Here is a 12,216-nt window from a genome sequence, read left to right as displayed (position 1 = left end):
CCTCGAAAGGAGACCTTGCCATGACGCTCGCTACGAAGACGCCCCGCCCGTCCGTGATGGAGATGCTCGCCCCGACCAAGGGTGGCCTGGCCTTTCCCGCCTTCCGCGCGATCGTCCGCACGCTCCTCAATCGTCGCGCGGCCTATCGCGTGTCCGAGCTTCCCGATCATCTCCTGAAGGACATCGGGCTGAAGCGGGACGACGTGCACGAGGCGCTGCATGCCGACTGGCGCGAGGACCCGACATTCAAGCTGGCGCTGGCCGCCGCCCGTCGGCGGGGCCGTATCAGCCCCCGCCGGGACTGACGGGATCGATCCGAACAAGAAAAAGGCCGCCGCGAGGGATCGCGGCGGCCTTTCTCATGTCAGGGCGTTGGGCCGCGTCGGCGCGGTCAGGCGTCCTCGCGCAAGGCGCCCACGAGTTCGCCGGTCTGCACGGCAAGGATCTTGTCGACGCGCCGTCCGTCGAGATCGACCACCTCGAAGCGCCAGGCGCCGTACTGGATCGATTCGCCGACCTCCGGGATGTGGCCGAACTGGTCGAGGATGAAGCCGGCCAGCGTCTCGTAGTCGCGCTCGCGCGGCAGCTGGGCGGAGCCGAGCGTGCGCTCGACGTCGTCGATCGGCATGCCGGCATCGATGAGATAGGAGCCGTCGTCGCGGCGCACCGCCGAATAGTCCTCCTCGGCGCCCTCGGGCAGCGAGCCCGCGATGGCGGCGAGGATGTCGGTCGGGGTCACCACGCCCTCGAACGAGCCGTACTCGTCGAGCACGATCGCCATGTGGATATTGACGGCGCGGAACCGGTCGAGAAGCTTGAGGACCGGCATGGTCTCGTTGACGTAGAGCGGCTCGCGCACGGCGGTCCGCACGTCGATCGAGCCGGTCTTGCGGTACTGCTCCAGAAGTTCCTTCGCCTGCACCACGCCGACGAGGTCGTCGACGTCCTCGGAGGCGACGGGGAAGCGCGAGTGGCCGCTCGAATGGATCTCGTCGAGGATCGCGTCCGGCGAATCGGCCAGCGAGATCCAGGCGACGTCGGGGCGCGGCACCATGATGGAGCGCACGTTGCGATCGGCGATGCGCAGCACCCCCTCGATCATCTCGCGCTCCTTTTCCTCGAAGACGCCCGATTCGGTGCCTTCCGCGATCATCGCCTTGACCTCCTCCTCGGTCACGGCGTTCTCGTTCTTCTCGTTGGCACCCACGAGCTTGCCGACCGTCTCGGTCGAGACGCGCAGGAACCAGACGATCGGCGCGCCGATCTTGGCGAGCGCGCGCATCGGCGAGGAGACGAAGCAGGCGATCGCTTCCGGGTTCGCCAGCGCGAAGCGCTTGGGAACCAGTTCGCCGAGAATCAGCGAGAAATAGGTGATGAGGACGACCACGAGGCCGAAGGCGAAGCCTTCCGCATAGGCGCCGATCACCGGGAGGGGCGCCAGGAACTCGGCCAGCGGGCCGGAGAACACCGAGCCACCGTAGGCGCCGGCGAAGATGCCAACGAGCGTGATGCCGATCTGGACGGTGGACAGGAAGCTCGTCGGGTCGTCGATCAGCTTGATCGCCCCTTCCGCCCCTCGCTTCCCGCTTTGTGCCATCTGCTGGAGCCGGGCGCGGCGGGAGGAGACCACCGCCAGTTCCGACATTGCAAAGAAGCCGTTGAGAAGAATCAGGAAGACGACGATCAGAAGGTTAGCGACTAGCATCCGGTATCCGTGAGGGAACCCGGGTCCCTCGATTGACGATGCGCGGGATTATAGGTGGCAGAGCCCCACTCTTCCAATAGCGTTCGCGTGCAAACTTGCGTCGGGGCGGCCCAAGCCTTGTAGGCTCGCGCCCCCGCTACCGCGTTCAGCTTCCGGGCGCGCGGGGGCCGGCGCCGTATCGGTCGAACAGTCCGAGCATCTCGCGCATGTACTCCGCCTGCAGCGACTGGGCGTTGGCCAGCATCCCGGCGAACGCGAAGGGACCGGACGGCGCGGGGCTCCCGCGCTCGGGCGCCGGTGCGGGCTGGCGCGGCGGCGGGGGCGCGGCGGGGGCCGCCGGACGCATCCAGCCGGTGGTCCAGGCCGTCATCAGCGCCATCGGGTCCATCGGCTGGGCGGCCGCCGCGTTCATCCAGGGCCAGCCCCGCAGGGCGCCCGCGAAGAGATCGGTCATCGCCTGCTGCTGCGAGCGCGGCGCGTCGGCCGGGCGGCTGAAGGCTTCCAGCGCGTTGGCCGAGCGGCGCATGGCCTCCGCCATCGCCTGTCCCGCCGGGTCGGTCGGGTAGGAACCCGGCGCCTGCCGGCCGAAGGCCGCCATGGTCTGCAGCATCGACTGGAACGACAGGAGCCCGAGGGCCGGCATCATCTTCTCGATCACGTCCGGCGCCTGACCGCTGAGGAGCGAGGCCTGCCGCGCGACGGCCCCCGCGAGCTCCGGCCCGAACAGGGTGCGCACGAAGGCTTCGCCCGCCTCCTGCGAGGGCAGGGCGGAGGTCGCGCCCGAGGGGAGCGAGGGCGCAAAGCCCCGCAGGAGCTTGCCCCAGGCGTCGGGGTCGAGCATCGAGCGCTGGAAGCCGAGCATGAAGGCCGGCACCAGCGCATCCGTCGTGCGGCGCATTTCCTCCTGGCTGAGCCGGAACTGCGTCGCCAGCCGGTCGGCCAGGACGCCCGCGTCGGTCGCGGTGAGCCAGTCGAAGAAATCGGTCATTCCGGTCCCCGTATTCCCCGTGCGAAACGCGGCACGGCGCGAGGGGGCAGCATGACGCGCCCCGGCGGCGCTGCCAAGCCGTCGGGCGGCAAGTCGCCGCCCGCGCGTGCCGTTTCAGTAGGCGAGATGCTGGAACAAGGGATCGATCCGGCCGCCCCAGGGCCCGCGATGAAGACGCAGGAGTTCCTCCGCCGCCGTCTCGCCGCGCGCCAGGATATCGGCGAGCGGCGCGAGGAAGATCGTCTCGTCGTGGCCGTCCTCGTTGAGGCGCGCGCGCGCGGCAAGACCCTGGCGGGCGATCTCCAGCGTGTCGCGCGCGAGGTCGAGGACGGTCCCGTCCCGGAACGGGGTCGCGAGGCCGAGGCGCGGCACGTTCGCGCGCAGGCGCGAGGCCTCGTCGAAGTCGATGTCGCGCGTCAGCGCCATCGCGGCGTCGAGCGCACCCTCGTCGTAGAGAAGGCCGGTCCAGTAGGCGGGCAGGGCGCAGATGCCGTGCCACGGTCCGCCGTCGGCGCCGCGCATCTCGATGAAGCGCTTCAGCCGCACGTCTGGAAACAGGGTCGAGAGGTGGTTTGCCCAGTCGCCCATGTTGGGTTCGGGCTGTTCGACCCGGCCCTTCAGCGCGCCGTCGAGGAACTGGCGGAACGTGATGTCGGTCGCGTCGTGATAGCGCCCCTCGCGCATCACGAAGTACATCGGGACATCCAGCGCCCACTCGACATAGTCCCGGTAGCCGAAGCCCTCCTCGAACACGAAGGGCAGGAGGCCGGAGCGCTGGTTGTCGACGTCGGACCAGACGTCGGAGCGCCAGGACAGGAGGCCGTTCGGTTGTCCCTCGGTGAAGGGCGAGTTGGCGAACAGCGCCGAGGCGACGGCCTGCAGGCGCATGCCGACCTGCATCTTGGCGCGCATGTCGGCTTCGGAGGCGAAGTCGAGGTTGACCTGGATCGTGGTGGTGCGGAACATCATGTCGAGGCCGCGCGTACCGACCTTCGGCATGTAGCGCGCCATGATGGCGTAGCGCGATTTCGGCATGACCGGCGTCTCGTCGAGCCGCCAGAGCGGGCTCGAGCCGATCCCGAGGAAGCGGATGCCGAGCGGATCGGCGATCTCCCTGACGTCGGCGAGATGGCGGCCGGTCTCGATGCACGTCTCGTGCAGCGTCTCGAGCGGGGCGCCCGACAGCTCGAACTGCCCGCCCGGCTCGAGCGAGATCGCGCCCTGGCCGCTGGCGCCTGCCAGCCCAATGATCCGCCCCTCGTCGAGGATCGGCTCCCAGCCGGACAGCGCGGCCATGCCCTCCAGAAGGCGGCGGATGCCGCGATCGCCTTCGTAGGGCACGGGCGACAGGTCGGCCGCGTAGAAGCCGAACTTCTCATGCTCGGTGCCGATGCGGAAGTCCTGCGGCGGCTTCTCGCCCTCGGCGATGTGGGCGACCAGTTCGTCGACGGAGCGGATCGGGGTCAGGTCGGTGGTGTCGCGCGCCATCAGGGGCTCCAGCCAGAAGTCGGAATCGCCGCGGTCCGAGAACCACGGCGTATTGGGGCGGTGTCTGTCCGCTTTCCGGGCGGCAGGCAAGGGCCTTGCGGTGAACGGTGCGGCCGCCTCACGCGGCGATCCAGTCGCCCGCGCTCGCCTGGATGGCGGCGAGCGCGGCGACCGCCGCCGTGTCGGCGCGCAGGATGCGCGGCCCGAGCGAGATGCGGTGAACGTTCGGAAGGGCGAGGAGCGCGTCGCGCTCGCCCGCCGAGAACCCGCCTTCCGGGCCGATCAGGAGGGCGAGCGGCTGCCCTTTCAGCGCGGCCAGCGTCTCGAGCGGGCTCGCCGCGTCGGCGCGCTCGTCGCAGAAGATGAGGGCTCGGGCGGCGTCCCGGTCCGCCAGGAAGCGGTCGAAGCGCAGGGGCTCGCGGCATTCGGGCACGGACAGGATGCCGCACTGCTCGGCGGCCTCCACGGCATTGGCCGCCATGCGCTCCACGTTGACGCGCGGCGCCTGGCAATGCTGCGTCAGGACCGGCTGCAGGAGGCCCGCGCCCATCTCCACCGCCTTCTGGACCATGTAGTCGAGGCGCGCGCTCTTGAGCGGTGCGAAGCAGTAGTGGAGGTCGGCGGCCGCGGTCTGTTCGCGCACGCGGCTCTCGGGAACGAGGGACAGACGCTTCTTGCCCTCGCGCTTCAGCCGCGCGCGCCATTCGCCGTCGCGCCCGTTGAAGACGAGGACGCCCGCACCGTCGTCGAGCCGCAGGACGTTGAGGAGGTAGTTGGTCTGGCCGGCGTCCGCCTCCACGGCATCGCCCGAGGCGAGCGGCGCGTCGAGGAATAGGCGTTGACCGGAGAAATCGTAGTCGGGCATCCAAGTCCTCGAGGCGTCGGGCGGAGCCGAACGGGCTGCGAACGCTTGGCCGTGACCCATCGGGCAGGCCAAGCTTCCTTCGTTGTAGCGAGCGGCCTCGCGATTTCCACCCGCACGACCGGGCGCGCGCGGGAAACCCTTCGAGGACCGCGGCAGGGATATCCAGATCGGCGGGCGCGTCGCCATCATCGCCGGCGCCGGCGCCGGCGACGGCATGGGCTGGGCGACGGCCGAGCTTCCTTGCGGAAGAGCGTCCCGGCATCGTCCAGAAGCGACGCGGCGAGGCCGAGGAGGTCGCCCCGCCGTCATCGCGCTCCTCGTCTCGAAACGCACCTCCTTCGTGAACGGCGCGAATATGCGCGTCGACGGCGGGTCTGTGCAGGCCGTTCAGAACTAGAGACTGGGGGCGAGCGCCGTCTCCACGCGGGTGGTGTCGGACGTCGCACCCAGTGCGGCGACCGTTCTACGGGCCGCCGCGTTCGCCGCCACGAAGAACAGGACGCCGCCGAAGAGATCTAGAACGTAGTGGGACCCGTGCAGCAGGATCGCGGGGACCATCGCGAGATTGATCGCAAGGAACGGATATCTCAGAGCACGGACAGGCCATGCGAATCGCGTGCACAAGAGCGCCAGCACGGTGTGGAACGAGGGGAAGCCGATAACGCCGGTCATCTCATTCGGAGAAATCCTGTCGGGCCCGTACCGGAGCAGATGAAGGAGCATGGAGCCGACGTCCGGCCCGACCATCGGCGCGACGATGCGGGCAGCTTCCGCTGAGATCGGCTGGAAGGCGGAAATGCTGATTGAGGGGAAGGCGCCCCAAAAGACGACGGTCGCGATCGCCGCGAAGACGAGCGTCACCTGCATCCGGTCCAGCACTGTCCAGAGACGCAGTCCGGCAAGTGCCAGGATGAGCATCGCGATCTGAGCCAGGGTCGAGGCGTAGATCCATCCCAGAAGCCTCGCAAGGTGCGGCCAGCCGGCGCTCCACTCCACCCAGTCGCTCCAACGGTAGCCGATCAGCGCATCGCTTCGGGCCAGCCATGGATCGAGCGAGAAACCGGAGTTGGGCAGGAGGAGGTAGTTGTACGTCGCAAGGACCGATGTGAACTGCAGGAGCAGGGCCGTCGAAAGCGCTGCGGAGGCAAGGCGCTCGTCCCTTCCACTGAAGCGATACGCGGCTCCGACCAGGCCTGCCACCAGGACGAGCGCTGCCTGCAGCGCGTAGCCGGACCAGTCGATCGGCGCATGTCGCACCGACGTGATCGTTGCGATCACGAGGGACACGCACAAAATGGCCATCGCAAGGATGCGCTCGCCGGGGCGGGCGAAGAGGCGGGTCAGCTTCATGGGCGCGGACGATACGACACCTCCGTTTCAAAGCGATGAAGCCCGGCGCCTCACGGCTCAACGATCCTTGCTTTCAGCCATCTCCAGCGCCCGGCCGTAGGTCGCCGCATCGCCTTCGGAGAAGCAGACGAGGACGATGCGGCGGAAATGGCCGGCGTCGGCCGCTGCCAGCGCCTCGTGCGCGGCGACGTGGGCGGCCCGGCATTTCGGGACGCCGTAGACGCCGGTGGAGATCGCCGGAAATGCGATCGAGCGAAGGCCGTTGTCGCGCGCCAGGGCGAAGGACGAGCGGTAGGCGCTCGCCAGCACCTCGTCCTCGCCCTGCGTGCCGCCGTGCCAGACGGGACCGACGGTATGGATCACACGCGCGGCGGGAAGCTTGTAGCCGAAGGTGATCCGCGCCTCGCCCGGCGGGCAGCCGCCGATCGTGCGGCATTCCTCCAAGAGTTCGGGTCCGGCCGCGCGATGGATCGACCCGTCGACACCCCCGCCGCCGAGAAGGCTCGGGTTGGCCGCGTTGACGATCGCGTCGACCTTGCAGTCCGAGATGTCGCCGACCGTGACCTCGATCACCGTGCCGGCCCGCTCGATCCGCGCCATGACGTCCTCCTCGGCCGCCGGTCCCCGCGCATCGCTCGACAAATTGCGGTGTGCGGGTTTCGGGACGGCTCGGAATTGCTCTAATCTGCGTTCAAGACCGACAAGAAGCATACCGACGGGAGGCGCCGATGACCATCGCGATGCCAAAGCCGAACCCCAAGATCATGGCGCGGCGGGCCGCGATCGTGGCCGCCATGCGTGCCATCGTGCCGGGCGAGGGCGTGGTCGACGCCGGCGTCGAGATGCGCGTCTTCGAGACCGACGCCCTGACCGCCTATCGCCAGATGCCGCTCGTCGTGGTGCTGCCCGAGACCGTGGCGCAGGTGGCGGCCGTGCTGCGCTACTGCCACGAGAACGAGGTGCCTGTCGTGCCGCGCGGGGCCGGTACGTCGCTGTCCGGCGGCTCGCTGCCGCTGGAAGACGGGGTGCTCCTCGTCCTGTCGCGCTTCAACCGCATCCTCGAGGTCGACTTCGACAACCGCTGCGCCGTGGTGCAGCCGGGCGTGACGAACCTCGGGATCACCAAGGCGGTCGAGCATGCCGGCTTCTACTATGCGCCCGACCCGTCCTCGCAGATCGCCTGCTCGATCGGCGGCAACGTGGCGGAAAATTCGGGCGGGGTGCACTGCCTGAAATACGGCCTAACGGCCAACAACGTTCTCGGCGTCGAGTTCGTCACCATCGAGGGCGAGGTGATCCGCCTCGGCGGCAAGCACCTCGACTCGGAAGGCTACGACCTTCTCGGCCTCCTCACGGGCTCGGAAGGGCTGCTCGGCGTCGTCACCGAGGTCACCGTTCGCATCCTGCAGAAGCCCGAAACGGCGCGCGCCGTCCTGATCGGCTTCCCGACCTCGGAACAGGCCGGGGCCTGCGTCGCCGCGATCATCGCGCGCGGCATCATTCCCGGCGGCATGGAGATGATGGATGCACCCGCGATCCGCGCGGCCGAGGATTTCGTCCATGCCGGCTACCCGCTCGACGTCGAGGCGCTGCTGATCGTCGAGCTCGACGGGCCGGGCGCAGAGGTCGACCATCTCTTGAACGAGGTCGAGGGCATCGCACGCGAGAACGGCGCGACCACCGCGCGCGTCTCGCAGTCGGACGCCGAGCGCATGACCTTTTGGGCCGGCCGCAAGGCGGCGTTCCCGGCGGTGGGCCGCATCTCGCCGGACTATCTCTGCATGGACGGCACGATCCCGCGCAAGGAACTGCCGCGGGTGCTGGCCGGCATGCGCGCCCTGTCGCAGAAGCATCGGCTGGCGGTGGCCAACGTCTTCCATGCCGGCGACGGCAATCTCCACCCCCTGATCCTCTACGACGCCTCGAAGGACGACGAACTGCAGCGCGCCGAGGACTTCGGCGCCGACATCCTGCGCCTGTGCGTCGAGGTCGGCGGCGTGCTCACCGGCGAACACGGTGTCGGCATCGAGAAGCGCGACCTGATGCCCGAGATGTTCGGCGAGGACGATCTCAAGCACCAGCAGCGGGTGAAGTGCGCCTTCGATTCCAGGCACCTCCTCAATCCCGGCAAGATGTTTCCGGTGCTGCACCGCTGCGCCGAACTCGGCCGGCTCCATGTCCATAAGGGGCAGCTGCCCTTTCCCGAGCTTCCCCGGTTCTGATGTCCGCAGCATCCCTCGCGCCTCCGCAAGGCGACATGCTCCGTCCCGGCTCGCCGGAGGAGGTCCTCGAGATCGTCGCTGCGGCGCTCGCCGACGAGACGCCGCTCGCCGTCGAAGGGTCGGGCTCGAAGGCCGGGCTCGGGCGCCCGGTCCAGGCGGCCCGCACGCTCTCGCTGTCAGCGCTGTCCGGCCTCCATTTCTATGAACCGGAAGAACTCGTCCTGTCGGCCCGCGCAGGCACGCCGATCGCGGAAGTCGAGGCGCTGGTCGAGGCGAAGGGGCAGCGCCTCGACTTCGAGCCGATGGACTACGGCCCGCTGCACGGCCGCCCGCGCGGTCTCGGCACCCTCGGCGGCGCGATCGCCTGCAACCTGTCCGGCCCGCGCCGGCTGAAGCAGGGCGCGGCGCGCGATCACGTCCTCGGCCTGTCGGCCGTCTCGGGCCGGGCCGAGGCCTTCAAGGCGGGCGGGCGCGTCGTCAAGAACGTGACGGGCTACGACCTGTCCAAAGGGATGACCGGCTCCTTCGGCACGCTCGCCGTCCTCACCGATCTGACGATCAAGGTGATGCCGAAGCCCCCGGCCGAGACGACGCTGGTGGTGCGCGGCCTCGACGACGAGGCGGCGGCCGGCGCGATGGCCGCGGCGATTGGCTCCTCCGCCGAGGCGTCCGGCGCCGCGCATCTGCCCTACGGCATCCCGGCACGCGTTGCCGAGGGCGCGCTCGGGCGGGAGGCGGCCACCGCGATCCGGCTCGACGGGTTCGGCCCGTCGGTCGAGGCGCGCGCGGCGCACTTAAGCGCCGGTCTCCAGCGCGTCGGGCTGCTCGAGCGGCTGGACGGCGAGGCGTCGGTCGCCTTCTGGCGCGACGTGCGCGACGTCATGCCGTTTGCCGACGGCACCGAGCGACCGGTCTGGCGCATCTCGATGACGCCGACGCGTGCGCCGGGCTTCGTCATGGCGCTGCGGATGCGGCTCGCCGCCGACGCCTTCTACGACTGGCAGGGCGGCCTCGTCTGGCTGCGCCTCGACGGCGGACCGCAAGCCGAGACGGTCCGCACCGAGCTTGCCCGCCACGGCGGCGGCCACGCGACCCTCGTGCGCGCCAGCCTTTCCGACCGGGCGGCGGTGCCGGTATTCCAGCCCCAGCCCGGCCCGCTCGCGGCTTTGTCGCAGCGCCTGAAGGACCAGTTCGACCCCAAGGGCATCCTCAATCCCGGAAGGATGGGATAACGTGGCCGAGCAATCGATGGAGATCGGCATGAGGTCGGATCAGGTCTTTTCCCGCGACCCGGACGTCTTGTCGGGTGCGGTCGTCTTCACCGGCACTCGCGTTCCAGCCGAAGCGCTGTTCGAAAACCTTGCGGACGGCATGTCGCTCGACGAATTTTTGGAGAACTTCCCGACCGTGCAGCGCTGGCAGGTCGAAGCCGCTCTTCACCTCGTGACGGAGCGGGTCGACCGGTTGGTTGCCTGACCGTGAGGGTCGTTCTCGACAAGGCACTCCCCAGAAAGCTGGCCAGCCTACTCACCGAGGCCAGGTGCTTAGTCGAACCGTTTCCGGCGGGTTGGAAAGGGCTCAAGGATGGGGACCTTCTCACGGCGATGCAGGCGGAGGGTTGCGCCGTACTTTTGACCTGCGATCGTAACATGGCGCATCAACAGACCTTCAGCGATCGGGCACTGGCTTTGATCGTCGTTCCAGGCCAGCGCCTTCACGTCCTCGCTACCATGGTCGAGGAGATCGTCCATGCAGTCAGGACCGCCCGACCCGGCACCGTGACAACGGTCGGCTCCCGGGGCCGTGTCTGAAATCAGGAGCGCCGCGTCACCATGCAAACCGCCTTTTCCCCGCAAGCCCTGCGTGATCCGGATACGGCCCATACGGAAGGGATCGTGCGCAAGTGCGTGCATTGCGGCTTCTGCACGGCGACCTGTCCGACCTATGTCACGCTTGGCAACGAGCTCGATTCCCCGCGCGGGCGCATCTACCTCGTCAAGGAGATGCTGGAGAACAACCGGCCGGCGGACGAGAAGACGGTCACCCATATCGACCGCTGCCTGTCCTGCCTCGCCTGCATGACGACCTGCCCGTCCGGCGTGAATTACATGCATCTCGTCGATCACGCGCGGGTGCATATCGAGCGGACCTACCGGCGCCCGATGCCCGACCGGCTGATCCGATGGCTTCTTGCCAAGGTGCTGCCCTATCCCGGCCGCTTCCGCCTCGCGCTCCAAGCCGCGCGCCTCGGGCGGCCGTTCGCGGGCGTGCTCGACGGGATCAAGCCGCTCAAACCCCTTGCGGCCATGCTGAGGCTTGCCCCGGCCAGCCTGCCGGCCGCGCCGGTGCGGCCGGTCGCGAGCGCGGCCAAGGCCGCGGTCAGGGAACGGCGCGTTGCGATCCTCGCCGGCTGCGCCCAGTCGGTGCTCGATCCCGGCATCAACGCCGCCACCGTCCGGCTCCTGGGGCGGCTCGGCATCGAGGTCGTCTCGCCGCCGGGCGAGGGATGCTGCGGGGCGCTCGTCCACCACATGGGGCGCGAGAACGAGGCGCTCGGCTTCGCGCGGCGACTCGTCGACGCCTGGACCGCCGAGATCGAGGGGCGGGGGCTCGAGGCCATCGTGATCACGGCGTCGGGCTGCGGCACGACGATCAAGGACTACGGCCATATGCTGCGGCTCGATCCGGCCTATGCCGAGAAGGCCGCGCGCGTCTCGGCGCTGGCGAAGGACGTGACGGAGTATCTGGCGAGGCTCGACCTGCCCCTGCCCGAGCGGCCGGTCGACGCCGTCGTCGCCTATCATTCCGCCTGCTCGATGCAGCACGGGCAGAAGATCGGCCAGGCGCCGAAGGTGCTTCTGGCGCAGGCCGGCTTCACGGTCCGCGACGTGCCGGAGGGGCACCTGTGCTGCGGCTCGGCCGGGACCTACAACATCCTTCAACCGGAGATTTCGGCAAAGCTGCGCGACCGCAAGGTCGCCAACATCGAAAGCATCCGGCCCCATATCATCGCGACCGGCAATATCGGCTGCATGACGCAGATCGGCTCGGCCACCGCGATCCCGATCGTCCACACGGTCGAGCTTCTCGACTGGGCCTTCGGAGGCGAGAAGCCCGCCGCGCTCGAAGGCTTCACGCCGCGCCCTGCTGCCGTGGCGGCGGAGTAGGAACGGCAAACGGCCCGCGCGAGGGCGGGCCGTTCGAGGAGGTTGGGAGGGCTGCGATCAGCCGAAGACGCCGGCGAAGAGGCCGGGCTTCCGGCCGGCCGGACGCACGGTGCCGGTCTCTTGGACAAGACGGTTCGGCTGGCCCGGGCCGATGACGACGACCTTGGTGCCGCGCTTGGCGCGCTCGTAGAGGTGGGCGACGTCGTCGTTCATCATGCGGATGCAGCCCGACGACATGTTGAGGCCAATGGTCCAGGGCTGGTTGGTGCCGTGGATGCGGAACATCGAGTCGCCGCCGCCGCGATAGAGATACATGGCGCGCGCGCCGAGCGGATTTTCCGGGCCGCCCGGCATGTAGGCCGGCAGGATGCGGCCCTTCGCCTTCTCGCGCACGCGCATGGCGGCCGGCGGTGTCCAGCCCGGCCATTCGG

The 12,216-nt window shown here is 69.2% G+C and carries 13 protein-coding genes; 5 read left to right on the top strand and 8 right to left on the bottom strand.

Features of this window, described 5'->3' with window-relative positions:
- The first annotated feature begins 20 nt into the window (after window positions 1–20).
- A complete protein-coding gene (locus QZ753_RS17235; protein ID WP_294645402.1) occupies window positions 21–305 on the top strand; it encodes a DUF1127 domain-containing protein in 285 nt (94 codons plus the stop codon).
- An 86-nt stretch (window positions 306–391) separates the two neighbouring features.
- Here the strand turns inward: QZ753_RS17235 and QZ753_RS17230 are convergent, their stop codons facing one another.
- From QZ753_RS17230 to QZ753_RS17205, 6 genes are all read right to left on the bottom strand, one after another.
- A complete protein-coding gene (locus tag QZ753_RS17230; protein ID WP_294645400.1) occupies window positions 392–1,705 on the bottom strand; it encodes a hemolysin family protein in 1,314 nt (437 codons plus the stop codon).
- Window positions 1,706–1,850: 145 nt separating this feature from the next.
- Window positions 1,851–2,693, bottom strand: coding sequence for a hypothetical protein (locus QZ753_RS17225; RefSeq protein WP_294645398.1), 843 nt, complete (start codon window positions 2,691–2,693; stop codon window positions 1,851–1,853).
- Between the two features lie 114 nt (window positions 2,694–2,807).
- Window positions 2,808–4,181 (bottom strand): glutamate--cysteine ligase, encoded by a 1,374-nt coding sequence (locus QZ753_RS17220; protein WP_294645396.1) that lies wholly within the window; start codon window positions 4,179–4,181, stop codon window positions 2,808–2,810.
- A gap of 118 nt (window positions 4,182–4,299) precedes the next feature.
- On the bottom strand, window positions 4,300–5,046 hold the full coding sequence (locus QZ753_RS17215; protein WP_294645394.1) for a 16S rRNA (uracil(1498)-N(3))-methyltransferase: 747 nt from the start codon (window positions 5,044–5,046) through the stop codon (window positions 4,300–4,302).
- A gap of 393 nt (window positions 5,047–5,439) precedes the next feature.
- Window positions 5,440–6,396, bottom strand: coding sequence for a phosphatase PAP2 family protein (locus QZ753_RS17210; RefSeq protein WP_294645392.1), 957 nt, complete (start codon window positions 6,394–6,396; stop codon window positions 5,440–5,442).
- 57 nt (window positions 6,397–6,453) lie between these two features.
- Complete coding sequence (locus tag QZ753_RS17205) at window positions 6,454–6,996, bottom strand: O-acetyl-ADP-ribose deacetylase (protein WP_294645391.1); 543 nt, start codon at window positions 6,994–6,996, stop codon at window positions 6,454–6,456.
- 128 nt (window positions 6,997–7,124) lie between these two features.
- On the opposite strand from QZ753_RS17205, the gene QZ753_RS17200 reads away from it, so the two are divergent.
- From QZ753_RS17200 to QZ753_RS17190, 3 genes are read left to right on the top strand one after another with little or no spacing between them, the layout of a single operon-like run.
- Window positions 7,125–8,618, top strand: coding sequence for an FAD-linked oxidase C-terminal domain-containing protein (locus QZ753_RS17200; protein ID WP_294645389.1), 1,494 nt, complete (start codon window positions 7,125–7,127; stop codon window positions 8,616–8,618).
- The gene (gene glcE / locus QZ753_RS17195) at window positions 8,618–9,850 is read left to right on the top strand and encodes a glycolate oxidase subunit GlcE (RefSeq protein WP_294645387.1); all 1,233 of its coding nucleotides are present in this window, start codon (window positions 8,618–8,620) and stop codon (window positions 9,848–9,850) included. The genes QZ753_RS17200 and glcE overlap by 1 nt, the downstream gene beginning before the upstream one ends.
- Before the next feature lies 1 nt (window position 9,851).
- A complete protein-coding gene (locus QZ753_RS17190) occupies window positions 9,852–10,094 on the top strand; it encodes a DUF433 domain-containing protein (RefSeq protein WP_294645386.1) in 243 nt (80 codons plus the stop codon).
- 68 nt (window positions 10,095–10,162) lie between these two features.
- On the opposite strand, the gene QZ753_RS17185 is transcribed toward QZ753_RS17190, so the two are convergent.
- Window positions 10,163–10,369: a hypothetical protein gene (locus QZ753_RS17185; protein ID WP_294645384.1), complete on the bottom strand. Its 207-nt coding sequence runs from the start codon at window positions 10,367–10,369 to the stop codon at window positions 10,163–10,165.
- Between the two features lie 81 nt (window positions 10,370–10,450).
- Here QZ753_RS17185 and glcF point away from each other — a divergent pair, with 81 nt between their 5' ends.
- Window positions 10,451–11,785 carry a glycolate oxidase subunit GlcF gene (gene glcF / locus QZ753_RS17180; RefSeq protein ID WP_294645382.1) on the top strand — a complete coding sequence of 445 codons (1,335 nt, stop codon included), beginning with the start codon at window positions 10,451–10,453 and terminating at the stop codon, window positions 11,783–11,785.
- Between the two features lie 57 nt (window positions 11,786–11,842).
- On the opposite strand, the gene QZ753_RS17175 is transcribed toward glcF, so the two are convergent.
- Window positions 11,843–12,216, bottom strand: a 374-nt coding sequence (locus QZ753_RS17175; RefSeq protein ID WP_294645381.1) for a L,D-transpeptidase, incomplete at its 5' end; no start/stop codon positions are given.

Source organism: uncultured Aureimonas sp., assembly GCF_913775355.1.
Taxonomy (GTDB): Bacteria; Pseudomonadota; Alphaproteobacteria; order Rhizobiales; family Rhizobiaceae; genus Aureimonas.
Note: the sequence above shows the minus strand (reverse complement) of the source record. Positions and strands in the feature narration are given on the sequence as shown.

What these genes read in the sequence shown, in the direction of transcription:
- QZ753_RS17235 (WP_294645402.1), top strand. Translation starts at nt 21, where the DNA reads ATGACGCTCGCTACGAAGACGCCCCGCCCGTCCGTGATGGAGATGCTC.
- QZ753_RS17230 (WP_294645400.1), bottom strand. Translation starts at nt 1,705, where the DNA reads ATGCTAGTCGCTAACCTTCTGATCGTCGTCTTCCTGATTCTTCTCAAC.
- QZ753_RS17225 (WP_294645398.1), bottom strand. Translation starts at nt 2,693, where the DNA reads ATGACCGATTTCTTCGACTGGCTCACCGCGACCGACGCGGGCGTCCTG.
- QZ753_RS17220 (WP_294645396.1), bottom strand. Translation starts at nt 4,181, where the DNA reads ATGGCGCGCGACACCACCGACCTGACCCCGATCCGCTCCGTCGACGAA.
- QZ753_RS17215 (WP_294645394.1), bottom strand. Translation starts at nt 5,046, where the DNA reads ATGCCCGACTACGATTTCTCCGGTCAACGCCTATTCCTCGACGCGCCG.
- QZ753_RS17210 (WP_294645392.1), bottom strand. Translation starts at nt 6,396, where the DNA reads ATGAAGCTGACCCGCCTCTTCGCCCGCCCCGGCGAGCGCATCCTTGCG.
- QZ753_RS17205 (WP_294645391.1), bottom strand. Translation starts at nt 6,996, where the DNA reads ATGGCGCGGATCGAGCGGGCCGGCACGGTGATCGAGGTCACGGTCGGC.
- QZ753_RS17200 (WP_294645389.1), top strand. Translation starts at nt 7,125, where the DNA reads ATGACCATCGCGATGCCAAAGCCGAACCCCAAGATCATGGCGCGGCGG.
- glcE (WP_294645387.1), top strand. Translation starts at nt 8,618, where the DNA reads ATGTCCGCAGCATCCCTCGCGCCTCCGCAAGGCGACATGCTCCGTCCC.
- QZ753_RS17185 (WP_294645384.1), bottom strand. Translation starts at nt 10,369, where the DNA reads ATGGACGATCTCCTCGACCATGGTAGCGAGGACGTGAAGGCGCTGGCC.
- glcF (WP_294645382.1), top strand. Translation starts at nt 10,451, where the DNA reads ATGCAAACCGCCTTTTCCCCGCAAGCCCTGCGTGATCCGGATACGGCC.